This window comes from Sulfitobacter sp. 1A15299 (assembly GCF_043556915.1).
Taxonomy (GTDB): Bacteria; Pseudomonadota; Alphaproteobacteria; order Rhodobacterales; family Rhodobacteraceae; genus Sulfitobacter.
Genome location: NZ_JBIFFJ010000033.1, coordinates 1 through 25,243, shown reverse-complemented (window position 1 = coordinate 25,243; position 25,243 = coordinate 1). Strand labels below are relative to the sequence as shown.

The window sequence follows — 25,243 nt, the reverse complement described above, 5'->3', positions numbered from 1 at the left end:
GATGCCCAAAGGTCTTCCTCTCAGCCATCGCTCTCGCCGCCACTGTCATCTACTGGCTATGAGTCCTGAGCCTAGCAACTGCACCCCCTTTTGGGGGTGTTTTTTTATCTGCGCGGCCCCATCTCATGACCCGTGGGACGGGTGCCATATCCCCGCGTAAGGCCGTGACATGCTGCCGCTGCGCCCCATATCTATGACGTGAACCGCATGAGGAGGGCGCAACATGGCAGGTGGTTGGACGCGCGATGGCGCGGTGAGCGAGCAGATCGAAGCTTCTATCTCCGATGAATTGGCCCGGCTAAAAGCCCGCCGCGCGCCGGTGGGCGAGAGCCGCAGCCATTGCGCGGAATGCGATGAGCCGATCCCGGAGGCGCGGCGCATGGCCCTGCCGGGTGTCAAACTCTGCATCGACTGCGTGCGGGACCGAGACGGGCAGACGCAGATGCGCGGAGGGATCAATCGGCGGGGCTCGAAAGACAGCCAGTTGAAGTGATCTCAGATCCGTTGCGCCCGCCGCCTGCGGCGAAGGGAGCGCCAGCGCCGATAGAGCCGCACATCCATCGCCGCCACCATGAAACCAAGCGGCAGCATCCAGAAGCCGAGGATCGGCAAAAACCCAAGGATGCCGCCGCAAATCAGCAGCAGGCCGAGCGCAAATCTTAATCCGGGCGGCACCCGCCGCCGAATCCAGACAAAGAAGGGTGCGAACCTTTCTTTCATGCGCTCGGCGCGGGACATCAGTCTTCCATCGCTTCCAATTCGTCGATCATGGCCGAGATCATCGACAGGCCCTTGTCCCAGAAAGCCGGGTCGCTTGCATCAAGGCCGAAGGGGGCGAGGAGGTCTTTGTGGTGCTTCGATCCGCCCGCCTTCAGCATGTCGAAATACTTCTCTTCAAAGCCCTCTTTGCCCTCGGCGTAGACTGCATAGAGCGCGTTCACCAGACCGTCGCCGAATGCATAGGCATAGACGTAGAAGGGCGAATGCACGAAATGTGGGATATAGGCCCAGAAGGTCTCGTAACCTTCCATGTATTCGAAGGCCGGCCCGAGGCTCTCGGCCTGCACACTCATCCACAGCGCGTTGATGTCGTCGGGCGTCAACTCCCCGCCACGGCGCGCTTCGTGCAGCTTGCATTCGAAATCGTAAAAGGCGATCTGGCGCACGACCGTGTTGATCATGTCCTCGACCTTGCCCGCCAGCAGCACCTTGCGCTCGGTCTGGGTCTGCGCCTTATCGAGCATCTTGCGGAAGGTGAGCATCTCGCCGAAGACCGAGGCGGTCTCGGCTAGGGTGAGCGGGGTCGAGGAGAGCATCTCGCCCTGATCGGCGGCCAGCACCTGGTGCACGCCGTGGCCCAACTCATGCGCCAGCGTCATCACGTCGCGCGGTTTTCCGAGGTAGTTCAGCATCACGTAAGGATGCACGTCCGTCACGGTGGGATGCGCGAAGGCGCCCGGCGCCTTGCCCGGTTTCACGCCCGCGTCGATCCAGCCCTTGGTGAAGAACGGCTTGGCCAGTTCGCCCATGCGCGGGTCGAAGGCGGTGTAGGCCTCCATCACGGTCGCTTCGGCCTGCGCCCAGTTCACCACCTTGGGGTCTTCCATCGGCAGGGGCGCGTTGCGGTCCCAGACCTGCATGACGTCAAGGCCCAGCCACTTGCGCTTGAGCTCATAGTAGCGGTGGCTCAGCTTCGGGTAGGCTTCGACCACGGCGTTGCGCAGCGCCTCCACGACCTCGGGCTCGACGTGGTTGCTAAGGTGGCGCCCGGTCTGCGGCGTTTCCATGCCGCGCCAGCGGTCGATAACCTCTTTCTCCTTGACTTGCGTGTTGTGGACGCGAGCGAAGGTGCGGATGTTGCGGCCCAGCACATTGGCCAGTTCCCGCGCACCCGCCTCGCGCTTGGCGCGGTCGGGGTCGGTCAGCAGGTTCAGCGTGCCTTCGATGTTCAGCGTCTCGCCGTCGACCTCGAACTCCAGCCCCGCGATGGTCTCGTCGAACATCCGCTCCCATGCGTCGCCGACGACGCCGAGGTCGTGCAGGAACTTCTCCATCTCGTCGGACAACTGGTAGGGCTTCATGGCGCGAATGCGGTCGAAGACCGGCTTGTAGCGGGCAAGGTCGGGGTTTTCGTCCAGCAGTTTGGCGAGGTGATCGTCCGGCAGCTTGTTCAATTCGAGCGTGAAGAAGACCAGCGGCGTGGTGTAATCGGTGATTTTCTCTTGGCAGTCGGACATGAATTTGGCCCGGCCCGAGTCCGTCGTCTGCTGGTAGTAGCGCAGCCCCGCGTAGGACATGATGCGCCCGGCGACCTGATTGATCTTTTCATTGCGCAGCACACAGTCGAGCAGCCCTTCGGCGTCCAATGCGGCCAGATTGCCTTCGTAGTCGGCGGCGAAACGCGCGCAGGATTCCTCTAGCCAGTCGAGATCGCGTTTCAATTCGGGTGCGTCCTCACTGGTGTAGAGATCGCTCAGATCCCATTCCGGCAGATCGCCAAGGTCTTTGCCCCCGGCGCTGGCGTTGGCATCGTGAAGCGGGAAGGGAAGCTGAAACATCGGTGTACCTCATTTGCGTTTCGTCACATCTATGCCTCCGGGCGGGCCGGAACAACCTATCCGTAGATGCGCAGCATTTCTTTCAGATCGTCGAGGGTGTTGGCCTCTTGCAGCGGCTTGTCCTTGCGCCACCGCAGCATGCGCGGAAACCGCAGGGCGACGCCGGAATTGTGGCGCGGGCTGGGCTGGATGCCCTCGAAGGCGATCTCGAAGACATGGTGCGGGGTGACCTGCCGCACGGGGCCGAAGCGCTGCTGCGTGTTGCGGCGCACCCATGCGGTGATCTGGCGGAACTCGGCATCGGTGAGGCCGGAATAGGCCTTGGTGAAGGGCACCAGATCGTTGCCGTTCCAGACCGCGAAGGTGAAGTCGGTAAACAGGTTCGCACGGCGGCCCGAGCCCGATTGCGCGTAAATCATCACCGCGTCGATGGTCAGCGGGTCGAGCTTCCATTTCCACCAATCGCCCTTCTTGCGGCCCGAAAGGTACGGGCTGTCGGCGCGTTTCAGCATCAGCCCTTCGGCCTGCGCCTCGCGCGCGGTTTCGCGCAAGGTAGCGAGCTGGTCCCAGTCGGTGAACCGGTGCTGCGGCGAGAGGCGGACGGGCGCGTCGGCGGGCAGGTCGGCGGCGGCCTTCTCCAGCAGAGCGCGACGCTCGGCGAAGGGGCGGTCGCGGATGTCCACGCCCTGCCATTCCAGCAGATCGTAGGCGTGCAGCACGACCGGCGCCTCCTTCAGCAGCTTCTTCGGCACGGTCTTGCGCCCGATGCGGGCTTGCAGCGCGTTGAAGGACGACGGAAACTTTGCCCCCGGCTGCCAGACCAGCAACTCGCCGTCGAGCACGGTGCCCGGCGGCAGGTGATCGGCGGCGCGGGCCAGTTCGGGGAAGCGGTCGGTCATCAGCTCCTCGCCGCGCGACCAGACGAAATAATCGCCGTCGCGCAGGATGAGCTGGCCGCGGATGCCGTCCCATTTCCATTCCGCGCGCCAGTCGGCGGGATCGCCCAGAGCCTCCGGTCCGTCCTCCAGCGCATAGGCGAGGTAGAAGGGGTAGGGGCGCGAGGCGTCGGCGCTGGCGTCCTCGGCCTCGATCAAACTGTGCCAAGTCACGTCGTCGGGGTGCCAGTTGCCCATCAGGCGGTGCGCCATCTCCGGCTCGGGCCGGTCGGTGGCGCGCGACAGCGCCCGGGTCATCAGCTTCTGGCTCACGCCGATGCGAAAGCCGCCGGTGATCAGCTTGTTGAAGAGGAACCGTTCGGTGCCGCCGAGTTGTTGCCAGGCCGAAAGGACAAATTCCTTGCGCGCCGCATCGTCGAGCTCCTTCAGCCCGCGCAGCGCGTTGATCCAAGAGGTGAGCGTGCCGGTGTCGTCGCTCTCCACCGGCGGCAGGACCAGCGCGATGGTCTCGGCCAGATCGCCGACGATGGCGTAGCTGTCCTCGAAGAGCCAGAGCGGCACGCCGGAGGCTTCCGAGGCCCATTCGCGCAAGCGGGTAGTCGTGACCGCGCGTTTCTGGCGGCGGCCTGAGAAAAGCGCGACGGTCCAGAGACGGTCATCTTCGGCGGCCGTAGTGAAATACTCGGCCAGCGCGGCCACTTTCACCGTGGTCTTGGTGGTCTGGTCGACGGCGTTGAACAGGGCGGCAAAATCCTTCATTCGTTGTCGCCTCCGTCGCCCTCAAACTGGGTCGGCACGACTTCGGCCTGCCAGCCCTGATCGTTCAGGTAGCGCGTGAAGATGTCCGTGTAACCATGCGTGACATATATGTTTTCCGCGCCCGTCTCGCGGATCGCCCAAAGCAGCCCGTGCCAGTCGGCATGGTCCGAGATGACAAAGCCCCGGTCGCCCGCACGCCGCCTGCGCACCCCGCGCAGCGCCATCCAGCCCGAGGCGAAGGCGCTCTCCTGCGCGCCGAACCGCCGCGCCCATTGGCTGCCAAGGGCCGAGGGCGGCGCCAGCACCAGCGCCCCGGGGTGCTCCTTGGGATTAAGATCGGGCGTGATCAGCATGGTCTCGGGCAGGGTGATGCCTTGGCCGCGCAGCACATCGTTGGTGTTCTCCACCGCCGTGTGGGTCAGGATCGGGCCGATCTCGGGGTCGAGCATCGACAGCAGCCGCTGCGCCTTGCCCAGCGAATAGGCGCCGAGGAAGGCGGTTTTGCCCGCCGCCGCGCAGCCCGCCCACCAGTCGTTAATATGGCCCGCGACCTCGGCTTGCGGCGCCCAGCGGAAAACCGGCAGGCCAAAGGTGCTCTCGGTGATGAAATGATGGCATTTGACCGGCTCGAACGGCTCGGACATGCCATCGTCGATCACCTTGTAATCGCCCGAGGCGACCCAGACCTCGCCGCCGACCTCGACCCGGATCTGCGCGCTGCCGGGCACATGGCCCGCAGGGTGGAAGGAGACCGTGGCCCCGCCGATTTGCCGCTTCTCGCCATAGGCGATGCCCTCGATGGCGATCTCGCCCAACCGATGGCGCATTACGGGGAGCGCGGCATGGGTGGCCAGATAGCTGCCCATGCCGTCGCGGGCGTGGTCGGCGTGGCCGTGGGTGATCAGCGCCCGGTCGACGGGGCGCCAGGGGTCGATGTAGAAGTCACCGGCGGCGCAATAGATGCCGTTTTCGGTGAAGCTGAGGACGGGTTCGCGTGTCATGCCAAGCAATCTAGGCGGCGCGGGCCGATTGCACAGGAAAATGACGCGGGCGAGGGGTTAACCGGTGATATTGCCCAGATAGAGCTTTTCCAGCCCGTCGAAGATCGGCTTGCGCAGCTCTGGCCTCTCCAACAAAACCTCATGCTCGCCGCCCGGTACGATCTCAAGCCGCCCGCCTTTCCACTGCGCCATGCGCTTGTGCACCCGATCGGTGGCGACGATGCGCTCGTTGCTGCCAAGAAAGGTGGCGCAGGGAATGTTGGGCGCCGAGCGTCCGGCGAGATGTTTGGTCTCGGCCAGTGCCTCACGCAGCCAGACGAAACTTGGCCCGCCGAGGCTCAGCTCGGGATGAGCGACCAGTTGATCGCGCATCATCGCGTACATCTGCGGATCGGTGGTCAGCAGATTGTCTTCGAAAGGGGCGATGGCGGGGTAGGCTTCGATCTTGGTGCCGGGCGGCAAGCGGTGGCCCTGTCCGACGCGGGGCATGAACTGCGCCAAGGACCACGCCAGCGCGCGCAGATGCGGGACGACATAGATGCCCCACATCGGGCCGGTGAAGGCAACCGCCTGCACCGGCAGCCCCTCCATCACGGCACGCAGACCGATACAGCCGCCCATGGAATGGGCCAGCAGGAAATAGGGACGCGGCAGGTTCAGGCTGCGCGCGGCGCGCAGCAGGGCGGCGACGTCTTTCTGATAGTCGCTGAACACATCCACATGGCCGACGCGCGCATCCGGCAAAAGCCGATCCGACAGTCCCTGACCGCGCCAGTCGATCGCCATGGTGGTAAGGCCGCGCCGCGCAAAATCGGCGGCGCAAAGCCCGTATTTTTCGATGTATTCGGTCCGCCCGGGAAAGAGCAGCACCGTGCCCCGCGCGCCCGCACAGGGCCAATGACCCAGCCTGATCCGCTTGCCATCCGATGTCTCGGCCCAATGGGCTTGGCCCCCATCGGGGCCGGGGGCGATATCGGTGTAAAGCGGGGCCGGGTCCAGATGCATCAGCCGAGAACAGCGGCGAGCTTCATCGCCATGCCCATGTCGCCGTCGATCTTGAGCTTGCCGGTCATGAATGCAGATGTGGGGTTGGTGTCGCCTTCGAGGATGGACTGGAAGGTTTCGGCATCCGCGCTCAGCGTCACGTCGGCCTCTTCGTCCGCCGCGCGGGCGCCGTTTTCGTCCATCATCACGGTGCCTTCGCCTTCGATGTCGAACTTGGCCGTGCCGTCAAAATCGCTGCCGGCCAGCTTTTCGTTCAGCACTACAACCGCTTCGTTCACAATATCGCTCATCGCTCGCCCTTTTTTGGCATTTGGCCCCGCTACGTCTGGAATTGCGGCGGCAGCCTGTTACATTCAGTTTTGTTATGCGCATCATACCCGTCAACCTCAAACATACCGTTGCGGCAGTTGGTAGCTTTGTGTTGCTTGCGGGCATGGCCGTGGCCGAAATGGCCCCGCCCGAGCTGATGCAAAAGCTGCGCGAGGCCCCGGCGGAGGAGGCTCCCAGAATTGCCCATGAGATCGAAGCGCATTGGCAGCGCTCCGGTTCGGCTGCGATGGATTTGCTGCTGTCGCGGGGGCGGGAGGCGATGGCGCGTGGCGATGCGCGTTTGGCGATCGAGCATCTGACCGCGCTGACCGATCACGCCCCCGGTTTCGCCGAAGGGTTCCATGCCCGGGCGCAGGCCTATTACGGGGCCGATCTCTATGGTCCCGCGCTGGATGATCTGGAGCGGACGCTGGCGCTGAACCCCGACAATTACAACGCGATCTTTGGACTTGCTGTGATGATACAGGAGTTCGGAGATCTGGGCCGCGCGGCCGCACTTTACCGCAAGACGCTCGCCCTCAACCCGCATCACGAAGACGCCCGCGCGGCCCTTGAGGGGCTGCGCCGGGACGGCATCGGGCGCGAGCTTTAATTCAAGGATAGACAGGTGGCAGGCAACAAGCGCGTCGTGGCCGTTCTCGGCCCGACAAACACCGGCAAGACGACCTATGCAATCGAACGGATGCTGGCCCATCGGACCGGGGTGATCGGCCTGCCGCTGCGGCTTTTGGCGCGCGAGGTCTATGACCGGATCGTCAAGGCGCGCGGCCCCTCGGTGGTCGCGTTGCTCACGGGCGAAGAGCGGATCGTGCCGCCGCGCACGCAGTATTGGGTGTGCACTGTCGAGGCGATGCCGCAGGAGATGGGCGCGGACTTCGTGGCCATTGATGAGATCCAGCTTTGCGCCGATCCCGAGCGTGGCCATGTCTTTACCGACCGTCTGCTGCGCGCGCGCGGCCTGCATGAGACGCTGTTCATGGGGGCCGACACCATGCGCGGCACCATCGCGGCGCTGGTGCCGGGGGTCGATTTCATGCGCCGCGACCGGATGAGCGAATTGATCTATGCAGGTCAGAAAAAGATAAGCAGAATGAAGCCGCGCAGCGCAATTGTCGGCTTTTCGGTTGAGAATGTATATGCCATTGCCGAGCTGATCCGCCGCCAAAAGGGCGGGGCGGCGGTGGTGATGGGCGCACTCTCTCCGCGCACGCGCAATGCGCAGGTGGCGATGTATCAGAACGGAGAGGTCGACTATCTGGTTGCGACCGATGCCATCGGCATGGGGCTGAACCTCGACGTTGATCATGTGGCCTTCTCGGCGCTCAGTAAGTTTGACGGTCGGCGGATGCGGCCCTTGGCCCCGAATGAACTGGCGCAGATCGCGGGGCGGGCAGGGCGCGGGTTCAAATCCGGCACTTTTGGCACCACCGGGGACGCGCCTGCGCTGGACGATCACGTTGCCCGCGCGATCATGGATCACAACTTCACCCCGCAGAACAAGATCAACTGGCGCAACCACGCTTTGCAATTCGGGAGTATCGATCGTCTGATCAAAACACTTGAAATGCCGCCCGAAGACGAGCGGCTGGTCAGGGCGCGGGAATCCGACGACCTGCGCGCGCTCAAGGCACTGGCGCAAGTGGATGAGGTGTTTGCCCGGGCCACGGATGGCGCCTCGGTGCGGCTTCTTTGGGATGTCTGCCGCATTCCTGATTTCCGCGGCATCAGCCATGCGGAACATGCCGGTCTGCTCGAAACCATTTTCAACGATCTGCACCAGCGCGGATATATCCCCGACGATTGGCTCGCACGAAAAATCAAACGAATTGATCGAACCGATGGCGACATTGATGCGTTGTCCAAACGACTCGCGTTTATCCGCACATGGACCTACGTTGCGCAGCGCAAGGGCTGGACAAAGGACGAAAGCCATTGGCGCGACACGACGCGTGTCGTAGAAGACCGCTTGTCGGACGCTCTGCACGAACGTTTGACGCAAAGATTTGTAGATCGGCGCACGAGTGTATTGCTGCGCCGGCTTGGACAGAAGGAAGCCATGGTGGCCGATGTAAACGAGACCGGTGAAGTCACCGTTGAAGGTGAATTTGTAGGCAAGCTGGACGGGTTCCGCTTTCGGGTGGACAAGGGCGCGGGTGCGGCTGAAGACAAGACGGTGAAAACCGCCGCATTGCAGGCCTTGGCTCCGCAGTTCCATCTGCGCGCCGACCGGTTCTACAACGCCCCGGACACCGAGATTGATTTCACCGAGCAGGGCGGCCTCATGTGGGGCAGCGCTGCGGTGGGCAAACTGACCGCTGGCAGCGACGCGCTGAAGCCGCAGGTCGAGGTTTTCGTCGACGATATCGCCGGTCCTGAAGTGGCCGAAAAGGTGGAACGCCGCCTTCAGCACTTCATCGACCGCAAGGTCGCGGCCCTGTTCGAGCCGCTGCTGGGGCTGAGCAAGGATGACACGCTGACCGGTCTGGCCCGCGGCTTTGCTTTCCAACTGGTTGAGAATTTCGGCATTCTGCCCCGCGCCCAAGTCGCCGAGGATGTAAAGGCGCTGGATCAAGACGCCCGCGGTGCGCTGCGCAAACACGGCATTCGTTTTGGCCAGTTCACCATTTTCATGCCCCTGATGCTCAAACCCGCGCCGACCCGTTTGCGTTTGGTGCTCTGGTCTCTGTCCAAAGGGTTGAACGAATTCCCTGAATCCCCTCCTCCCGGTCTGGTGACCATCCCGGTCGAAGCCGAAGCGCCCGCCGGGGCCGACACCATGTCGGGCTACCGCAACGCAGGCAGGCGCGCGATCCGCATCGACATGCTGGAACGTCTTGCCGACATGCTGCGTGCCGAAGATTCGCGCGGCGGGTTCGAGGCCAAGCCTGACATGCTTTCGATCACCGGCATGACGCTGGAGCAATTCGCCGACTTGATGGAAGGTCTGGGCTACAAGGCCGAGAAGGATGAGCGGACCAAAGTGAAACCCGTCGATGTGGTGATGCCCAAAGACGGCAGCCATGACGCGATGGACCCCTCTGCCGATACCGTGGTGCCCGAGAAACTCGACAGCGATCTGCCCGGGGACGATGCAGCCGACAAGCCGATCATGGATGTCGCCGCTGAGGAACCTGCAGGCGGTATCATCGAAACCCCTTCGGATGAGACAAACCCAGACGACCGCCCCGCGGATGTGGCGCAGCTACCCGACGATGGCATCGCCCCCATCGCCGATGTGGCCGCCGAAGACCCCGAGGTCGACAACAACATTCCCGAAGTGCCGGCGGAAGAAATCCCGCAGGGCACCGCCCCCGACGCCGATGTCGCCGGGCCTGAGATGGAGACCTATTACATCTTCACATGGGCGCGCAGCCCGCGCGGCAATGGCGGTGGCAACCGTCGTGGCGGGGATCGCAACCAAGGGCAGGGCAAGCCGCGTGGCAAACCTGCCAAGGGCAAGGGGCGCAAGCCCGGCGGTGACAAAGGCGGCAAGTCGCAGAACTTCTCTGCCCGGCCGCCGCGCAAGGAAAAGCAGATCGACCCTGACAACCCCTTTGCCGCCGCGCTGATGGGGCTGAAGGACGACAAGTAAGTGGAGACGGGCGCGAAACTGCGGCTGGACAAATGGCTGTGGCACGCCCGCTTTTTCAAAACCCGGTCGCTCGCTGCCGCGCAGGTGGCGGGCGGCGCGGTTCGGATCAACGGCACGCCGACGCAGAAACGCGCCAGCAATGTCGGCCCCGGCGATGTTCTGACCTTTTCCCAAGGCGACCAGGTGCGGGTGATCCGCATCGAGGCGATCGGCCAGCGGCGTGGCCCGGCCCCCGAAGCGCAGACGCTCTACACCGATCTGTCCCCGCCACAGCCCAAATCAAAGGACAGACAGCCCGAAAATCCCGGTTTCGAGGGAAAGGGCCGCCCGACCAAGCGTGACCGCAGGCAGCTTGATCTTTCTAAGGCGCGCCACCTTGAATGATCCCGCGCCCCGGTTTAGCTAGTCCTCCAGATACCCAGCCAGAGTTTCCGCATGACCTATATCGTGAATGACGCCTGCATCGCTTGCAAATACACCGACTGCGTCGAAGTGTGCCCGGTGGACTGCTTCTATGAAGGCGAGAACATGCTGGTGATCCACCCCGATGAATGTATCGACTGCGGTGTCTGTGAACCTGAATGCCCCGCCGATGCAATCCGCCCGGATACCGAGCCGGATATGGAGAAATGGGTGGAGTTCAACCGCAAGTATTCCGAACTTTGGCCCGTCATCATCACCAAGAAAGACCCGCTTCCCGAAGCGGAAGAGATGGATGGCAAAGAGGGTAAGATGGAACTCTTCTCGGAAAAACCGGGCGAGGGTGGCTAAGGCACGGCGATTCGCCTTTTGGTGCGCCCTTCTGACCTCAAGTATGTGTGTTAACCCGCTGAATTGACCGGGAAACCGCCGAGGGCGGCTTGGGGGCGCTTCCGAAAGGCGTGATTCTGTGCTATGATGTCTTCAAGCTGTAACACACGAGCCTGATAATGTTTCGACCCTGCTGCCAAGGTTGACCTCACATTTCTAACTCATACGCACCCGAACGCAGACCGCTCAGGCTGCGCTTCGCATGCGTTTTACGTGCTGTTCAGGTGTCCGAGTTAATGGCGGGGCTTCCCCCGCGCGCCAAGGAGCGATCTATATGACCAAATCGAAAAAGCTTGATTTCCGCCCCAATGAATTCGTCGTCTACCCTGCGCATGGCGTCGGGCAGATCGTCTCGATTGAGGAGCAGGAAGTTGCCGGCATCGCGCTGGAGCTCTTCGTGATTTCCTTTGAAAAAGACAAGATGACCCTGCGGGTGCCGACCCATAAGGCGACCGAGATCGGCATGCGCGCCCTGTCGACGCCCGATGTGATTAACCACGCGATGAAGACGCTCAAGGGCAAGGCCAAGGTCAAGCGCGCCATGTGGTCCCGCCGCGCGCAGGAGTATGAGCAAAAGATCAACTCCGGCGATCTGATTGCCATTGCTGAGGTCGTGCGCGACCTGCACCGCACCGACGACCAGCGCGAGCAGAGCTATTCCGAGCGTCAGCTTTACGAAGCAGCACTTGAGCGCCTGACCCGTGAAGTGGCCGCTGTGTCGGGCGGCGATGAACTCGCCGCCGCAAAGCAGGTCGGCGACGTGCTGGAAAGCCGTGTGGCCGCTTAAGCGGTGCACAATTTAGGATAAGGCCGCGTCCCTTCCGGGGGCGCGGTTTTTTTATGGAATGGCCTGCCAGCCATAGGCCATCATCTGGCAGCCGGTCAGCAGGGCGATTTCGGTCACCTGTTGGGTCGCGCCCAAGACATCGCCGGTCTGCCCACCGATCTTGCGTTTGGCGATCTGGCGGACCACCAGCGCCGCAAACAGGCCCAAAAGCGCCAAGCGCCATGCGGAATAACCCGGCGCCAGAACGATCACCACCACCCCGATCAGCACCGCCACCGCCGTCGCCGATTCGCCGGGGCGGCCTGTGCGGTCAGACAGCCCGTCGCGGCGCGCGGGGGGCAGGCTGTCCATCACCCAGACCATCGCCGCCCGCGATGCGCAGGAGGCGACGACCAGCGCCCAGATCAGCGCCTCGTCCGTGATCAATTCGCTGATGAGATACCAACGCAGCAAAAGCGACAGCACCAGCGCCAAGACGCCATAGGTGCCGATCACACTGTCTTTCATGATTTTCAGACGTTTCTCGCGGGTCCAGCCGCCCCAGAAGCCATCGGCGCAATCGGCAAGGCCGTCTTCGTGCATCGCCCCGCTCAGCATCACCAGCGTCAGCAGTACGAAGGCGGCCACCAGCGGAGGCGTCGCCCCCATGCGTGTCAGCGCCACACCGACGGTCCCGGCAATCAGCGCCAACCCGATCCCGACTAACGGATAGGCCCAAGCGCTGCGGGCCGGGGGGCGGTGCGCCTCAGTCGGGAAATGGAAATGCGGCAGGGGCAGGCGGGTCAGCAGGGCAAAGGCCACGGCGATGTCGCGGGGGCGGATGGCCTGCCTCAGGGCGGCGATGTCGGGAATGGCCATAATTTCGCCCCTTCGGCACTTTCAGCGCCGACAGGCTAAGGCTAGAAACGATTGAATATCAATCCGCAAAGGGCCGCGTATGAACACGTCTTTCGCCAGTCTTACCGAATTTCGCAGCCTGCTGCGTGCGATGCCCGCCTGCGACGACGCGGCGATGGCAGAGGCGCGGGACCATGACGCCATCCTCACCAAACCCCCCGGCGCGCTTGGCCGGTTGGAAGACCTCGCGGTCTGGTATCGCGGTTGGCGGGGCGGCGCGCGCGCCGAGATCGCCGCGCCCCAGATCATCGTGTTTGCAGGCAACCACGGGATCGCCGCGCGGGGTGTCTCGGCGTTTCCGGCAGAGGTGACAGCGCAGATGGTGGCGAATTTTCAGCACGGCGGGGCGGCGATCAACCAAATCGCGCGGGTCAATGGGGCCAGCCTCGACGTGGTGCCGCTGTCCTTGGACAAGCCGACCCAGGATTTCACCGTCGCGCCCGCGATGGAGGAAGACGAATTCGTCGACGCCCTGCGGACGGGTTGGGAGGCGGTGAACGTCGAAGCCGACCTGCTCGTGGTCGGCGAGATGGGCATCGCCAACACCACCTCGGCGGCAGCACTTGCCACGGCGCTTCTGGGCGGCGGGGCGGAGTTCTGGACCGGGCGCGGCACCGGGGTGGATGACGCGGGCCTGTCGCTGAAAACCGAAGTCGTGGCCGAGGGTGTCGCCCTGCACGCTGACAAGGGCGATGGGCTAGAAGCCCTGCGCCGCCTCGGGGGCCGGGAACTGGCCGCGATGGCCGGTGCTTTGGCGCGGGCGCGGGGCTTGCGCATCCCGGTGATCCTCGACGGTTTCATCTGTTGTGCCGCCGCGCTCAGCCTCGCGCGGACCGCTCCCGGTGCGCTGGATCACTGTGTCGCGGGGCACCTCAGCGCGGAAAGCGGGCACCGACGGCTCTTGGGCGCGTTGGACAAGGAGCCGCTGCTGGAGTTGAACCTGCGTCTGGGGGAAGGCTCTGGCGCAGGCTTGGCGATTGGCATCCTCAAGACCGCGCTTGCCTGTCATGCGGGCATGGCCACCTTCGCCGAAGCGGGCGTCAGCGACGCATAGGGCGTTGCGGGCGGCCCCCAAAAAAAGAAGGGGGCGGCCCGGTTCAGGCGCTTTCCTTGCCCCTGTCTTCGCCAAGGTTGAGAAAGGCGGTCTCCAACTCCTTTTGCAATTCCTTGGCGCGGGCCACATAGGCGGCGTTCTGCGAAGGCGGCACATCGGGCCGCCAAAGCGCCGCCAATTCGCGGACCGAGACCCGGTCGTGGGCGTAGAAGAGCTTTTGCGCCTCATTCGCCTCGAAATCCGAAAGTCCCATGTTTTCCAAGACATAGCGCCCGGCGCGGAGGGAGCTGTCGAACATTTCGCGCACAATGTCATTCGACCCGGCTTGATAGTGGCGGTAGACTTCCTCGCGGTCGCGCGCGCGGCTGACGATATGCAGGTTCGGGTTCTCTTTGCGCGCGTAAGAGATCAAAGAGACCGCGGATTTCGGATCATCAAGGGCCACCACCAAGACGCTGGCCTCTTGCAGCCCCGCCTTGCGCAGGATGTCGGGCCGCGTGGGATCGCCTAGAAACCCTTTGAAGCCGAAGCGCCGCATGACGGCAATGGTTTCGGGGTTGTGGTCCAGCACGACGGTTTGAAAGCCGCTGGCTTGGACCATCCGGTTCACCATCTGGCCAAAACGCCCGACACCCGCGATAATCACCGGGCCGCTGCTGTCGATCTCATCGGCGATGACGGGGCCGCCGTCGTCAAGGCGTCGGCTGATCAGGTCGTGCAGGATGAAAAGCAGCGGCGTTATCAGCATGGTTAGGGCCACGACCAGCAAAAGCGTCTCGCCAATCGGGTCGGGCATGACGCCGGTGGCAAGGGAAAAGCTGACCAGCACGAAGCCAAATTCGCCCGCCTGCGCCAGCGCCAGCGTGAAAAGCCAACCGTCGCGGCCCTTGAGGCGAAAGAGACGCCCCAACACCATCAGGATCAGCGCTTTGACGATGATGACCAAAAGCGCCATGCAGATCAGGATCAGTGGTTTTTCGAACAGCAGGACAAAGTTGATGCCCGCGCCCACGGTGATGAAAAACAGCCCCAAAAGCAGCCCCTTGAAGGGTTCGAGGTCGGTTTCCAACTCATGGCGGAACTCGCTGCTGGCCAATACCACGCCCGCCAGAAATGCGCCGAGCGCGGGCGACAGGCCGACCACGGTCATCAGCGAAGAGATCCCCACCACGATCAGCAGTGCCAGCGCGGTATACATCTCGCGCAGTTTGGCGAGGTGGATGTAGCGGAACACCGGGCGGGTCAGGTAAATGCCCACAAGGATGATCGCGGCGACCGCGCCGATGGTGACCAGCGTAACGCCCCAGCCCGGCAGGCTTTGCACGAAGGTCTGTGCGGTATGGGCGACGTCGCCCGCGTGGCTGCCCTCGGCCCCACGATGTGCATTCTCCACCGCCTCCGGGTCGAGCGAGATCGACCCATCGGGCAAAAGCCCGCCCGGAATGCCCGTGGCCAGCAGCGGCAGAAAGGCGAGGATGGGGATCACCGCGATATCTTGGGTCAGCAGAACAGAGAAGACGGAGCGCCCCCCTTGGGTTCTCATCAGCCCCTTTTCCGAGAGGGTCTGCAACACGATGGCTGTCGAAGACAGCGCCAGCGTCAGCCCGATTGCCAGCGCCACGCGCCACGGCTGGTCGTAAGCCATGGCAATGGCCATGAGCGCCGCCGTCGACAGCAGCACCTGCAAGCCGCCCAAGCCCAGCAGACGGTGGCGCATGTCCCAGAGCGCGCGCGGCTCCAACTCCAAACCGATCAGGAAGAGCATCATCACAACGCCGAATTCCGCGAAATGCTGCACGTCTTTCGTCTCGGACCCGACGAGGCCCAGCACCGGCCCGATCAGAATACCCGCCGCCAGATAGCCCAGCACCGACCCCAGCCCCAATCGCGCGGCGATTGGCACGGCGATCACCGCGGCGGCCAGATAGACGGAGGCTTGGAACAGGAAACCTTCCATTGCGGTCCTCTTTCAGCGTCAGGTGGGCAGCGGCCCGTCCTGTTTCAGTTGATCCATGACAATCTGGCTATGCACCCGGCTCACGGCCTGATGGGGCAGAAGAACGTCGTGGATGAGCCTGTTGAGGCTCGGCAGATCGTCACAATAGACCCTCAGGAGGTAGTCCGCATCCCCCGTCATCGTCCATGCGCTCACAATCTCGGGACGGGTGGCCATGAGCCGGGCAAAGCTTGCCGAATGTTCCGGCCCGTGGGTGCCCAGATGGACCTGCACGAAACCCTGCACGTTCAGCCCCATCCGCACCGGATCAAGCCGCGCGTGATAGCCGCGAATGTAGCCCTCCGCCTCCAACCGCTGACGCCTGCGCCCGGCTTGGCTGGGGGAAAGGTTCAGCTTTTGGCCCAACTCCTGCGCCGTGAGGTGGGCGTTCTTTTGCAGCGCCGTTAGCAGCCGCCTGTCGATCTCATCGAGCATGATGCGCGATCTCCGCATGGTGTGGGTGTAGTATGCGGTAGTTGCGCGATATTGACCAGTTGAATGCTTTAGTATGCGCAACTTACGCGGGGAGCGGCGCGTAGAATACGACAAATCCAAAAGCAGAGGAGACTGACATGGGCCCTTTCCCGCATGACGCCCCGAAATCGCAGATCACGGCAGAGAACCCCGCCGGCACCGATGGTTTCGAGTTTGTCGAATTTGCCAGCCCCGACCCGCAGGCGCTGCGCGATGTTTTCACCAAGATGGGCTATGCCCATGTCGCCAACCACAAGACCAAGAAGATCGAGCTTTGGCAGCAGGGCGACATCACCTACGTCCTGAACCACGACCCCGAAAGCTTTGCCGCGCGCTTCGTCGAAGAGCACGGCCCCTGCGCACCGTCGATGGGCTGGCGCGTCGTGGATGCGCAAAGGGCGCTGGCGCACGCGGTGGCCAATGGTGCCGAGGAATACAAGGGCGATGGCAAGGTGCTCGACGTGCCCGCGATCATGGGCATCGGCGGTTCGCTGATCTATTTCGTCGACCAGTATTACGACACCTCGCCCTACAATTGGGAATACGACTGGATCGCCAAATCGAAACCCGAGGGCGTGGGGTTCTACTACCTCGACCACCTGACGCACAATGTGCACAAGGGCAATATGGACGTTTGGTTCAAGTTCTACGGCGACCTGTTCAACTTCCGCGAGATCCGTTTCTTCGACATTGAAGGTAAATACACCGGCCTTACCAGCCGCGCGCTGACTTCGCCCTGCGGCCGCATCCGTATCCCGATCAACGAGGACCGGGGCGAGACGGGGCAGATCGTGGCCTATCTCAAGAAATACAACGGCGAGGGCATCCAGCATATCGCGGTTGGTGCGCGCAACATCTACGACGCGACCGATGCGATTGCCGACAATGGGCTGAAGTTCATGCCTGGGCCGCCCGAGACCTACTACAAGATGTCGAAAGAACGGGTGACCGGCCACGAGGAGCCGCTGGACCGGATGCAAAAACACGGCATCCTGATCGACGGCGAAGGCGTCGTTGACGGGGGCGAGACGCGGATTCTATTGCAGATTTTCTCGAAAACCGTGATCGGGCCGATCTTCTTTGAGTTCATCGAACGCAAGGGGGACGACGGTTTCGGTGAAGGTAACTTCAAGGCGCTTTTCGAATCGATCGAGCAGGAACAGATCGACAATGGTGAGCTTGAGACCAGCTGATCAATATAACATCCGGGGGAGGGGGAAAGGGGCGCTGCGGCGTCCCTTTTTTGTGGTGAGACCTAGTTCGGCATCTTCAGCACGACATTGCGGCCCCGGCGGACATAGCGCAACTCGCTGTCGCCAATCGCAGAGACGCGGCCCCCATCGATCCGGTCACCCACTTCAACCTTTTGATACCGCCCATTGCTGAGCCGAACCAGAGCACGGCGGTTCGAGGGCTTGCCATAGACGCCGATCAGATTGACGTCGCGCAGATTAATCGCATTCTTCACCGTGGCCTGTTTCGCCACGGAGGTCTTTGATGGAAAACGCGGCTGCACCGCCTTTGGCGCGACGCTCGCCACCTGCGCAGGCGCGGCACTGCGGGCGGCGCGTTTCACGATCCGGTCGAAATTGCGCGGGCGCGTATCGGGGCGGCGCGACTGGGTGGTGGCCTGTTTCGTCGCGTTCTGGATCGCTGGCGGCGCGGCGAGGGCAGCGGCGACCGCGCCACTGGTGTCGATGGGAGCAACCTCGGGTTCAGGGGTGGCGGCGGCAGCAAGCGCCTCCTCCGCAACTTCCTGAACGGATTTGGGCCGCAGTTCCGGGCGCAGATCGGCCAATTCTGAACGTGTCAGCCCGCCAAGCTGCGCGCGTTCGGTTGTCTCTGCCAAATCGTCGGGGCGCGGACGGGGGCGGGCCTCGACCAAAGCGCTGTCGACCTCAGGCTCAGCCGGTTCGGCGTCAGGTCGGGTCAGCGTGGCGGGGGGCTGAACGGCGGGGCGACCGAGGTAGACCAGATGGCCATCGGGGCTGAGCGCCCCCTGAGCCGTGGGTTTGACCAAGCCGCGCGCGTCCAGCGCAAAGCGCGTGCCCGCCGCCGCCGGAGAGCTGACCGCGCCGGGGGCGCTGTCGGTGCCAAAGCCGCTGACCGGCGGCAGGGCCACGGCATCTGTCGTGCTGCTGATCGGGTCGATGCTGGTGAGGTAGAGATCGTCGATATCAATCGCCGCCGCCGGGGCGGGGGGCACATCGGGTGCGCGGGCCCAGATGCCGGTGGTGGCATATTTGGCGTCGATCTCGGCCTCGGTCATCTCAGACAGGGGGCGCGGCTCGGGGTCGCGCAGGGCGTCGAGGACGGCACCGTCTTCGTCCGTCAGACCCGCGTCCAAGGCGGCGGTTTCGATGGCGTCAGGCGCTGCCGGTTCGGGGGGCAGCACGGCGATGTCATTCTCGATTTCAGGAGTTTCCGCAGGGGCCAAGGCTTCGGCGGTGCTGCGCGGGCTGCGGTCGCCAAAGAGCCGCGAGAGCGCGCTGCCCTCGTCGAGGAAGATCGAGGCCCAAGCCGCGACCCCCGCCAAGAAGACCAAAAGCGCCGCCGTCAGGATCAGGCCGAGGAAGCGCGGCTTGCCGCCGACTTCGTTCCGGCGGCGCGCGCCAAAGACGGTCATCCGCTCGGCCTCTGATGCCGGGGTGGCCGCCGCCGGGCGGGCGGGGGCGGCTCGGCGGTCTTTCGGCGCTTTCGCTTTACGGCGGCTGAGGAAGGTGCCGGTCGCGGTGGTCGCCTCGGGCGTCAGCGAACTGCTGTCGGGCTGGGGGGCTGCGGCCTCTGTCGCGGCGGCGGCGGTGGCCGGTTCGACGGGCATCTGCGGCGCAAGCGGGGCCGCGGCGGGCGAAGGTGCGCCGATGGGCAGGGACGGCGTGCTGGGGGCGGGCGCGGGCGTCGGTTCCGCTTGGGCGGCAGGGGCAGGCGGAGGCGGGGGGGCTTCCCGGCGCGCGCCGCCAAGGCTGGGCGCGTTGTCTGGCCCGCCACGGCGGCTTGCAAAACCGGCTGCAGGGGCGCTGCGGGAGGGCGGCGCGGAGAAATCGACCTTGCGCGAAGGCGCGGGCCGCGGTGCTGCCTGCGCGCTTGCCGCTGCTGCTGCCGCGAGGGGGGCTGCGGATGCCGCAACGCTGCCCGTGGGGGCGGGCGGCTCGTCCGCCTCCGTCTTTGCCGGTTCCTCGCTTGGCGCGGGGGTCTCCAGCGCGGGCAGGTCTTCCGCCAGCGACGGTGGGGTTTGCTCTGGAGTGGGGACCAGTTCAGCCTCTGCCGTCTCCTCCGCTTCCGCTACCGCATCCAAGGCGGGCAGGTCTTCGTTCAGCGGCGGTGGTGTCTCTTCGGGGGTTGGCGCCAACGCTGGGGAGGTTTCTGAGGCACCCTTGGTCGGCCCCAACTTCGGCAGGTTTTCCTCAACCGGTGGCGGCGTCTCTTCCGGGGCCGGGGCAAGCTCAGGCTCGGCCACGGGGGTCGTCTCTTCCGTGCCCACGACCGGGCCTTCAGGCGCGCTCATTACGCCGGAAACCGCGATGGGGGCCGTTTCGGGCGCCACGGTTTCGCCGGGTTCCAGCAGGTCGGATGCGGCTTTCGTTGTGCCGAAATGCGGCGCGCCACCGAACCTCTCACTGGCCGGTGCGGCGGCAAAGCTAACCGGGTGGAAACGGTGCTCCACGGCGAAGGCTTCGGCCTCCTCCAGCGTCTCACGCGCCACGGCGGCAACATGGCTTTGCCCGCCATCGGAATGCACATCGAACACCAGATCGGACACCGTATAGGGCGTGGCTCCCTCCAGCGCCTCTGTTGCTGCGGCACGGCGGGCGGCGGGGTCCATATCCGGCGTGTCGATGGTGAGGTATTTGATCTGCGCGTCGGGGATCAACAGCAGGCTGCGCAGCCCGCCCGGCTCCAACGCCGTGGCGGTTTTGCGCAAGACCGCCAGTTCCGCCGCCAGATCGGCGCTGTCGAGCGCCACTTCACCAACAAGCTGCCATCCGCCCGAGGTGCGGTGGAGCAAACGAATGCCGTCGAACGACAGGGAGAGGGTAAAATTCGGCTTCATCGCGGTCGACTTTAGCATGGGGTCGGGCGCACTTACAGACGCGCCGCAGTCATCGCGAAGGATAGAGCAGGAGTTCGCCCAAGGAAAGGGTGCGCGCCGCGCAGGTGCTTGTCAGAGCCGGCTCACGATGGGCAAATGGCGGGGCATTGATGCACGGAAAGGAACGAACATGCGACTGATGAAATGGGTGGCGCTGGCGTGGATGGCGGGGGCCGGAATGGTCTCGGCCCAGCAGGGACCGGAAGAGGGAATTATCGTCACCGGCCAAGGCAGCATCGCCGCCGCGCCCGACATGGCGACGATCACTTTGGGCGTGACCGAAGAGGCCGAAACCGCCAAGGCCGCGATGGACAAGGTGAACGCCGCCGTGAGCGCGATCCTGACCGAGCTCGACGCGCAGGGCGTCGCGGCGAAGGACCGTCAGACCAGCCGGTTCTACCTGCGCCCGGTGCATGACAACCGCGCGCATGAGGACGGCCAGCCGCCGCGGATCACTGGCTATCAGGCGGGCAACTCCGTCACCGTCAAGGTGCGCGATCTCGACCGTCTGGGCGCGATGATGGATGCGGTGATTGACGAGGGTGCGAATGATTTCAACGGCTTGGACTTCGGTCTGCAAGACCCGAAAGACACGCTGGCCGAGGCGCGCAAAGCCGCCGTTGCCGATGCCACCGAACGCGCGCGGCAATTGGCCGAGGCAGCAGGCGTGAAGCTTGGCACATTGATCCGCATGACCGAAAACTCGCACGCGCAGCCCAAGATGTTCGAAGCCGCCCGTATGGGGATGGCGATGGACAGTGCCGTGGCCGAAGGTGAGGTCGAGGTGCAGGTGCAGGTTTCCATGACCTTTGCGATTGCCCCGGGGCAGTAAGCGACCGCAGAGGGACAAACCCCCGCCGGGGTGATCGGCGGGGGAGATGTTTTAGCTGGTCGCCTTGGCCAGCGCCTGATCCAGATCGGCGATCAGATCGTCGGCATCCTCGGTCCCGATGGAGATGCGCACGACGCCCGGACCGGCTCCCGCCGCTTCCTGCTGCTCTGCCGTCAGCTGGCGGTGGGTGGTGGAGGCGGAGTGAATGATCAGCGAGCGCGTATCGCCCAAGTTCGCCACATGGCTAAAGATCTCAAGGCTGTTGACCAGTTTCACGCCGGCGTCATAGCCGCCCTTGACCGCAAAGGTGAAAAGCCCGCCCGCGCCCTTGGGGCAAACCTTTTGCATGCGTTCGTGATAGGGCGAGGATTTCAGCCCGGCGTAGGTCACATAGTCGACCCGGCCGTCCTGTTCGAGCCATTCGGCCACCTTAACCGCGTTCTGCACATGCCGCTCCATGCGCAGCGACAGGGTTTCGATCCCCATCAGCGTGTAATGCGCCGCCTGCGGGTTCATCGTCATCCCCAGATCCCGCAGCCCGATGGCGATGCCATGGAAGGTAAAGGCCATCGGGCCGAAGGTCTCGTGGAACTTCATGCCGTGATAGGCTTCCTCGGGCTGGCTAAGGGAGGGGAATTTGTCATTGGCAGACCAGTCGAACTTGCCTGAATCCACCACGCAGCCGCCCATGACGGTGCCATTGCCGGTGAGGTATTTGGTGGTGGAATGCACCACCAGCGTCGCCCCATGCTCAATCGGGCGGCAGAGGTAGGGGGTGGCGCTGGTGTTGTCGATGATCAGCGGAATGCCCGCCGCATCGGCCACATCCGCAATGGCGCGCACATCCATGATATAGCCGCCGGGGTTTGCAATAGCCTCACCAAAGACCGCGCGGGTGTCGTCGTCGATGGCGTCGGCCACGGCTTGCGGATCGTCGAAGTCGACGAATTTGCAGGACCAGCCAAAGCGTTTGATCGTATGGCTGAACTGCGTGACCGTGCCGCCATAGAGACGGGTAGAGGCGACGATATTCTTGCCCGGCCCCATCAGCGGGAACAGCGCCATGATCTGCGCGGCATGGCCCGATGAGCAGCAGACTGCCCCGACACCGCCTTCGAGCGTGGCGATCCGCTCTTGCAGGACCGCGTTGGTGGGGTTGGTCAGGCGCGAATAGATATAGCCGACTTCCTGAAGGTTAAACAAAGCCGCCGCGTGATCGGCATCGCGAAAGACATAGGCCGTGGTCTGGTAGATCGGTGTCTGCCGCGCGCCGGTGGCCGGGTCGGGGCTCGCGCCCGCGTGAATTTGAAGCGTGTCGAAACGTGGGGTGGGGCTGTCGGCCATTGGTCTGTCCTCTCAGAAAATGGATCTCGCGCAGCCTAGGCGCAAAGATTTCTTCAGACAACGGGGCAGGCGGGGCTCAGCGCATCCAGAAACCGTTTGATTTGATCCGGTTGCGGATCGCCTGTTCGCGGCGCGGCAGGTTGTCTTGATCGAAAAGCGCGCGCACCTTGGCCCCGCGTCCCTGATAGACCATCCGCTTGATCGCATCGCGCTGCTTGAGCAGCTTTTTCATCCGGTTGGGGGCCGTGATCATCTCCAGCACCTCGATCGCCTGATCGCTCTCGCGGGCGTAGAGCAGGGGCAGAAAGCGATAGTGGCAGGAGACCGTACCATCCAACAGGCCAGCGGGCAGGGCGTTTCGCCCGCCGCCAAGGGCGTGGATCACCAAAGGCAGCACGATTTGGTCGAGCCAAGGGTCGAAGCTCTGCGCGCAAAGCGCGACCGGAGGGTCGTCGCGTACCGCCAGCGCGTAGCGCAGAAAGAGATCGCCGAATTCCTTCGGGCAGCGGTAGTAGAAGTACCCGGCGTTAAAATAAAGATAACGCCGCCAATATTCATCCGGTTGGCTCAGGTCGAGACTGCTGGCGAAGTCGAGGCCGAACTTGTCGTAAAGAGACTTCCATAATGTGCTATAGCCCGGCCCGTATAGCTGCGGCTCGGGCCATGTGCCCTCGCGTTTGAGAGAGGCCGAGGGGCGGTCGAAGTCGAAGGGCACCGCCGCCAGATCGCCGGTGATCAGCGTATCGGTGTCAAAGAAAACAAAGGGTTCGCCCGCAGGCAGGGCGCTGAGCATCTCGATCTTATTGCCATTGGGATAGGTGCTGCCGAAATGTTGGTTTTCGAAGGGGACGAACTCCGCCCCAAACGCGCTCAGCGCCTCGCGCAGCGCGCTGTCGGTGATGCGCGGGTCACTGTCCCAAAGCGGGCCGGGCTGCGGCTCGGCGATCAGCAGGCGGCCTTGAAAGTCCGGGCAGGAATGGCGCAGGGAGGCGGCGAAGAGCAGCGCCTCATAGGCCAGCCGCCCCTCTTGGCCCACGATGACGACGTTGAAAATTTGCGGGGTACGCGAATTGCGTGTCATACTGAGCTGCGGCCTTTGGTTTTCGGCCAGTATAGGGGCAGGACTCTCTCGGCAAAAGCCAGCAATTAGAGCGGCCTGCGAAAGGGGTTCGGGATGTTCGATTTTGTCTTCGCCGTGATCGCGATCAGCCTGGGCGGCCCCTCTGGCCCATCTGACGGGGTTGGCCGACTGGATGCGCCGATGACGGTGCAGGCGCCGCCACGCCCCGCGGCCCCCGCGCGACCGGTAGCGCCCCCGGCACCGGCGGCCCCGCCACCTGCATTCTACATGGGTGCCGTGCCCCCCGGATTGATTGCCGAAGACCAGACGCCTACGGGCCGTTTCACCACCGCTGCAGAGGTGCGGCCGATTCTGAACGCCACCCGCGGCAATTGGATCGCCCTGCGGCAGTATGATGGGCGAGACTTCCTTTATGTCACCCATCTGTGGAGCTGGCGCTGCGGGCTGAGCGCCATGGCAATCGCGGTGAACGACGCATCGATGCGGAATTTGCCGATGCCGCCCTGCCACGATTCATTGCCGACGCCGAATGCGATTCTGGAGGGGGATCCGCAGCCTTACCTCACGTTCGACCTTGGATCGGTTCAAAGGGTTCGGGTTCAGCTCGTTTACGACGATTTGGAGATGGCGCTTGAGGGGTTTTTGCGGAGCGAAGTCTTGCTCCCTTGATAGCCATCGGACGCGCCATTGTTCGGTCGCCACGGGCACGCTCTTGGCTGCGCACAGGAATTATCGCGGGGGGAGAAAGTGGTGGGCGACCCTGGATCGCCTACCAATCCGCTAAACCACTAAAGCTACTTAGGTCACGCGCTGGGCAAGTTAAGAATTGTCCCACCAGAATGGCTCACTTAGGTGGCGCTATCAACCGCAGTCAGTCAATTTAGGTACTCGGCTACCCTCCTTTGGGCTTACGGCGCTTCCGACTTTGTTTGTTAGGGATTTTGACTAGCCCCTTGCTCTCCCAGTGATACAAGGTCGAGCGTGGAATTCCCGCCGCTTCGGCTGCAGCCGCGCCGCGTAGGCCATCGTCGAGCACTCGCTGAACACGGTCAAGCACCTCAGGAACCGCCATACTCGGCGCTCCAACGCCGGGCTGGGTTGCGTGTGCTGAGATGGCAAGCCTCTGGGCTCTATTTCCTCCGCGTGGATCTACGAGGTGAGGTTCCAACCAAACCGCCCAGCGACGGAGGGCATTGCCTACCCTCAGCCTCGTGCTCTTGGTGTTGTACTTGCGGGCGAACCTCTCGGCTATCTCTGAGGCTATCTCTTCGCCACTAGCCTCAGGGTCATTCAACAGGATCTCTCTGGTTGCCACCAGAGTAGGCGTTTTGGCCGCTGCGTACCGCAATGCAGCCTCTGCACTAATGTGGCCATCAAAGGTAACGCCGACGAGCCCGTCCCGAACGTCGATTAGTTCTAATGCCTTTAGGTCGCCTCTAGAGCGGTTGCGGATGGTGCTTTCCCAATCGGCTACCGGCATCGGTTCTCGATTGTCCACGAGCAATTGCAGGGCATAGAGGGCGGACGGTGGAGCAGACCCAGCATTGAAAACCACCTGAGGCTCTTGGACAGAAGGGCTGCTTAATGACTTGGATAAGTCGTCGTCGGCAACCCCGTTGCTCAAGAGGATGCCTATCCTCTCGGAAGGTGGAGCATCTATTGACCTGCCCCCCACTGGTCCCTCACTCATAACGAGAGTCTGCAGGTTTGGTTTTGATAGTTGGGGGTTCTGGATTG

The 25,243-nt window shown here is 63.6% G+C and carries 23 protein-coding genes; 10 read left to right on the top strand and 13 right to left on the bottom strand.

What is annotated here, in order from left to right; all coding sequences use genetic code 11:
• The first annotated feature begins 223 nt into the window (after nt 1-223).
• Nucleotides 224-493, top strand: coding sequence for a DksA/TraR family C4-type zinc finger protein (locus tag ACGYK7_RS17055; protein WP_394403637.1), 270 nt, complete (start codon nt 224-226; stop codon nt 491-493).
• A gap of 2 nt (nt 494-495) precedes the next feature.
• Here the strand turns inward: ACGYK7_RS17055 and ACGYK7_RS17050 are convergent, their stop codons facing one another.
• From ACGYK7_RS17050 to ACGYK7_RS17025, 6 genes are read right to left on the bottom strand one after another with little or no spacing between them, the layout of a single operon-like run.
• Nucleotides 496-738, bottom strand: a complete 243-nt coding sequence (locus ACGYK7_RS17050) for a hypothetical protein (RefSeq protein WP_394403636.1) — start codon at nt 736-738, stop codon at nt 496-498.
• Entirely contained in the window at nt 738-2,558 is a 1,821-nt protein-coding gene (locus tag ACGYK7_RS17045; RefSeq protein ID WP_394403635.1) for a M3 family oligoendopeptidase, read from the bottom strand. Before ACGYK7_RS17045 ends, ACGYK7_RS17050 begins: the two co-directional genes overlap by 1 nt.
• Before the next feature lie 56 nt (nt 2,559-2,614).
• Nucleotides 2,615-4,213, bottom strand: coding sequence for an ATP-dependent DNA ligase (locus ACGYK7_RS17040; RefSeq protein ID WP_394403634.1), 1,599 nt, complete (start codon nt 4,211-4,213; stop codon nt 2,615-2,617).
• Nucleotides 4,210-5,214, bottom strand: a complete 1,005-nt coding sequence (locus ACGYK7_RS17035) for a ligase-associated DNA damage response exonuclease (RefSeq protein WP_394403633.1) — start codon at nt 5,212-5,214, stop codon at nt 4,210-4,212. The genes ACGYK7_RS17040 and ACGYK7_RS17035 overlap by 4 nt, the downstream gene beginning before the upstream one ends.
• Before the next feature lie 57 nt (nt 5,215-5,271).
• On the bottom strand, nt 5,272-6,219 hold the full coding sequence (locus ACGYK7_RS17030) for an alpha/beta fold hydrolase (protein WP_394403632.1): 948 nt from the start codon (nt 6,217-6,219) through the stop codon (nt 5,272-5,274).
• On the bottom strand, nt 6,219-6,509 hold the full coding sequence (locus ACGYK7_RS17025; protein WP_067262473.1) for an SCP2 sterol-binding domain-containing protein: 291 nt from the start codon (nt 6,507-6,509) through the stop codon (nt 6,219-6,221). The genes ACGYK7_RS17030 and ACGYK7_RS17025 overlap by 1 nt, the downstream gene beginning before the upstream one ends.
• A gap of 74 nt (nt 6,510-6,583) precedes the next feature.
• Here ACGYK7_RS17025 and ACGYK7_RS17020 point away from each other — a divergent pair, with 74 nt between their 5' ends.
• The 5 genes from ACGYK7_RS17020 (at nt 6,584) to ACGYK7_RS17000 (ending at nt 11,738) form a co-directional block, all read left to right on the top strand.
• The gene (locus ACGYK7_RS17020; RefSeq protein ID WP_394403631.1) at nt 6,584-7,141 is read left to right on the top strand and encodes a hypothetical protein; all 558 of its coding nucleotides are present in this window, start codon (nt 6,584-6,586) and stop codon (nt 7,139-7,141) included.
• Nucleotides 7,142-7,156: 15 nt separating this feature from the next.
• Nucleotides 7,157-10,141, top strand: a complete 2,985-nt coding sequence (locus ACGYK7_RS17015) for a helicase-related protein (protein WP_394403630.1) — start codon at nt 7,157-7,159, stop codon at nt 10,139-10,141.
• Nucleotides 10,142-10,525 (top strand): RNA-binding S4 domain-containing protein, encoded by a 384-nt coding sequence (locus ACGYK7_RS17010; protein WP_394403629.1) that lies wholly within the window; start codon nt 10,142-10,144, stop codon nt 10,523-10,525.
• A 51-nt stretch (nt 10,526-10,576) separates the two neighbouring features.
• Nucleotides 10,577-10,912, top strand: a complete 336-nt coding sequence (fdxA, locus tag ACGYK7_RS17005) for a ferredoxin FdxA (RefSeq protein ID WP_067262482.1) — start codon at nt 10,577-10,579, stop codon at nt 10,910-10,912.
• Between the two features lie 313 nt (nt 10,913-11,225).
• Nucleotides 11,226-11,738, top strand: coding sequence for a CarD family transcriptional regulator (locus tag ACGYK7_RS17000; RefSeq protein ID WP_007120274.1), 513 nt, complete (start codon nt 11,226-11,228; stop codon nt 11,736-11,738).
• A gap of 51 nt (nt 11,739-11,789) precedes the next feature.
• On the opposite strand, the gene cobS is transcribed toward ACGYK7_RS17000, so the two are convergent.
• On the bottom strand, nt 11,790-12,596 hold the full coding sequence (gene cobS, locus ACGYK7_RS16995; RefSeq protein WP_394403628.1) for an adenosylcobinamide-GDP ribazoletransferase: 807 nt from the start codon (nt 12,594-12,596) through the stop codon (nt 11,790-11,792).
• Between the two features lie 79 nt (nt 12,597-12,675).
• Here cobS and cobT point away from each other — a divergent pair, with 79 nt between their 5' ends.
• Complete coding sequence (gene cobT / locus ACGYK7_RS16990) at nt 12,676-13,689, top strand: nicotinate-nucleotide--dimethylbenzimidazole phosphoribosyltransferase (RefSeq protein ID WP_394403627.1); 1,014 nt, start codon at nt 12,676-12,678, stop codon at nt 13,687-13,689.
• A gap of 43 nt (nt 13,690-13,732) precedes the next feature.
• Here the strand turns inward: cobT and ACGYK7_RS16985 are convergent, their stop codons facing one another.
• A complete protein-coding gene (locus ACGYK7_RS16985; protein ID WP_394403626.1) occupies nt 13,733-15,646 on the bottom strand; it encodes a monovalent cation:proton antiporter-2 (CPA2) family protein in 1,914 nt (637 codons plus the stop codon).
• 18 nt (nt 15,647-15,664) lie between these two features.
• A complete protein-coding gene (locus ACGYK7_RS16980; RefSeq protein ID WP_394403638.1) occupies nt 15,665-16,120 on the bottom strand; it encodes an Lrp/AsnC family transcriptional regulator in 456 nt (151 codons plus the stop codon).
• A gap of 137 nt (nt 16,121-16,257) precedes the next feature.
• Between ACGYK7_RS16980 and hppD the strand changes: the two genes are divergently transcribed.
• Nucleotides 16,258-17,352, top strand: coding sequence for a 4-hydroxyphenylpyruvate dioxygenase (hppD, locus tag ACGYK7_RS16975; protein WP_394403625.1), 1,095 nt, complete (start codon nt 16,258-16,260; stop codon nt 17,350-17,352).
• Nucleotides 17,353-17,414: 62 nt separating this feature from the next.
• Here hppD and ACGYK7_RS16970 read toward each other — a convergent pair whose 3' ends face one another.
• Nucleotides 17,415-20,228, bottom strand: coding sequence for a hypothetical protein (locus ACGYK7_RS16970; RefSeq protein ID WP_394403624.1), 2,814 nt, complete (start codon nt 20,226-20,228; stop codon nt 17,415-17,417).
• 151 nt (nt 20,229-20,379) lie between these two features.
• Here ACGYK7_RS16970 and ACGYK7_RS16965 point away from each other — a divergent pair, with 151 nt between their 5' ends.
• Nucleotides 20,380-21,081: an SIMPL domain-containing protein gene (locus ACGYK7_RS16965; protein ID WP_394403623.1), complete on the top strand. Its 702-nt coding sequence runs from the start codon at nt 20,380-20,382 to the stop codon at nt 21,079-21,081.
• 51 nt (nt 21,082-21,132) lie between these two features.
• Here the strand turns inward: ACGYK7_RS16965 and ACGYK7_RS16960 are convergent, their stop codons facing one another.
• Together ACGYK7_RS16960 and ACGYK7_RS16955 are read right to left on the bottom strand one after the other, a co-directional pair.
• The gene (locus ACGYK7_RS16960; RefSeq protein ID WP_394403622.1) at nt 21,133-22,425 is read right to left on the bottom strand and encodes an O-acetylhomoserine aminocarboxypropyltransferase/cysteine synthase family protein; all 1,293 of its coding nucleotides are present in this window, start codon (nt 22,423-22,425) and stop codon (nt 21,133-21,135) included.
• A gap of 76 nt (nt 22,426-22,501) precedes the next feature.
• A complete protein-coding gene (locus ACGYK7_RS16955) occupies nt 22,502-23,506 on the bottom strand; it encodes a hypothetical protein (protein ID WP_394403621.1) in 1,005 nt (334 codons plus the stop codon).
• A gap of 93 nt (nt 23,507-23,599) precedes the next feature.
• On the opposite strand from ACGYK7_RS16955, the gene ACGYK7_RS16950 reads away from it, so the two are divergent.
• On the top strand, nt 23,600-24,175 hold the full coding sequence (locus ACGYK7_RS16950; protein WP_394403620.1) for a hypothetical protein: 576 nt from the start codon (nt 23,600-23,602) through the stop codon (nt 24,173-24,175).
• Nucleotides 24,176-24,398: 223 nt separating this feature from the next.
• On the opposite strand, the gene ACGYK7_RS16945 is transcribed toward ACGYK7_RS16950, so the two are convergent.
• On the bottom strand, nt 24,399-25,243 hold an 845-nt coding region (locus tag ACGYK7_RS16945; RefSeq protein WP_394403619.1), incomplete at its 5' end, for a hypothetical protein.

Coding starts and splice junctions, on each gene's coding strand:
- ACGYK7_RS16985 (WP_394403626.1), bottom strand. CDS start 15,646: ATGGAAGGTTTCCTGTTCCAAGCCTCCGTCTATCTGGCCGCCGCGGTG.
- ACGYK7_RS17000 (WP_007120274.1), top strand. CDS start 11,226: ATGACCAAATCGAAAAAGCTTGATTTCCGCCCCAATGAATTCGTCGTC.
- ACGYK7_RS16970 (WP_394403624.1), bottom strand. CDS start 20,228: ATGCTAAAGTCGACCGCGATGAAGCCGAATTTTACCCTCTCCCTGTCG.
- hppD (WP_394403625.1), top strand. CDS start 16,258: ATGGGCCCTTTCCCGCATGACGCCCCGAAATCGCAGATCACGGCAGAG.
- cobS (WP_394403628.1), bottom strand. CDS start 12,596: ATGGCCATTCCCGACATCGCCGCCCTGAGGCAGGCCATCCGCCCCCGC.
- ACGYK7_RS17030 (WP_394403632.1), bottom strand. CDS start 6,219: ATGCATCTGGACCCGGCCCCGCTTTACACCGATATCGCCCCCGGCCCC.
- ACGYK7_RS16960 (WP_394403622.1), bottom strand. CDS start 22,425: ATGGCCGACAGCCCCACCCCACGTTTCGACACGCTTCAAATTCACGCG.
- ACGYK7_RS16950 (WP_394403620.1), top strand. CDS start 23,600: ATGTTCGATTTTGTCTTCGCCGTGATCGCGATCAGCCTGGGCGGCCCC.
- ACGYK7_RS17035 (WP_394403633.1), bottom strand. CDS start 5,214: ATGACACGCGAACCCGTCCTCAGCTTCACCGAAAACGGCATCTATTGC.
- ACGYK7_RS16980 (WP_394403638.1), bottom strand. CDS start 16,120: ATGCTCGATGAGATCGACAGGCGGCTGCTAACGGCGCTGCAAAAGAAC.
- ACGYK7_RS16955 (WP_394403621.1), bottom strand. CDS start 23,506: ATGACACGCAATTCGCGTACCCCGCAAATTTTCAACGTCGTCATCGTG.
- ACGYK7_RS17020 (WP_394403631.1), top strand. CDS start 6,584: ATGCGCATCATACCCGTCAACCTCAAACATACCGTTGCGGCAGTTGGT.
- ACGYK7_RS17055 (WP_394403637.1), top strand. CDS start 224: ATGGCAGGTGGTTGGACGCGCGATGGCGCGGTGAGCGAGCAGATCGAA.
- ACGYK7_RS17025 (WP_067262473.1), bottom strand. CDS start 6,509: ATGAGCGATATTGTGAACGAAGCGGTTGTAGTGCTGAACGAAAAGCTG.
- ACGYK7_RS17045 (WP_394403635.1), bottom strand. CDS start 2,558: ATGTTTCAGCTTCCCTTCCCGCTTCACGATGCCAACGCCAGCGCCGGG.
- ACGYK7_RS17040 (WP_394403634.1), bottom strand. CDS start 4,213: ATGAAGGATTTTGCCGCCCTGTTCAACGCCGTCGACCAGACCACCAAG.
- ACGYK7_RS16965 (WP_394403623.1), top strand. CDS start 20,380: ATGCGACTGATGAAATGGGTGGCGCTGGCGTGGATGGCGGGGGCCGGA.
- cobT (WP_394403627.1), top strand. CDS start 12,676: ATGAACACGTCTTTCGCCAGTCTTACCGAATTTCGCAGCCTGCTGCGT.
- fdxA (WP_067262482.1), top strand. CDS start 10,577: ATGACCTATATCGTGAATGACGCCTGCATCGCTTGCAAATACACCGAC.
- ACGYK7_RS17050 (WP_394403636.1), bottom strand. CDS start 738: ATGTCCCGCGCCGAGCGCATGAAAGAAAGGTTCGCACCCTTCTTTGTC.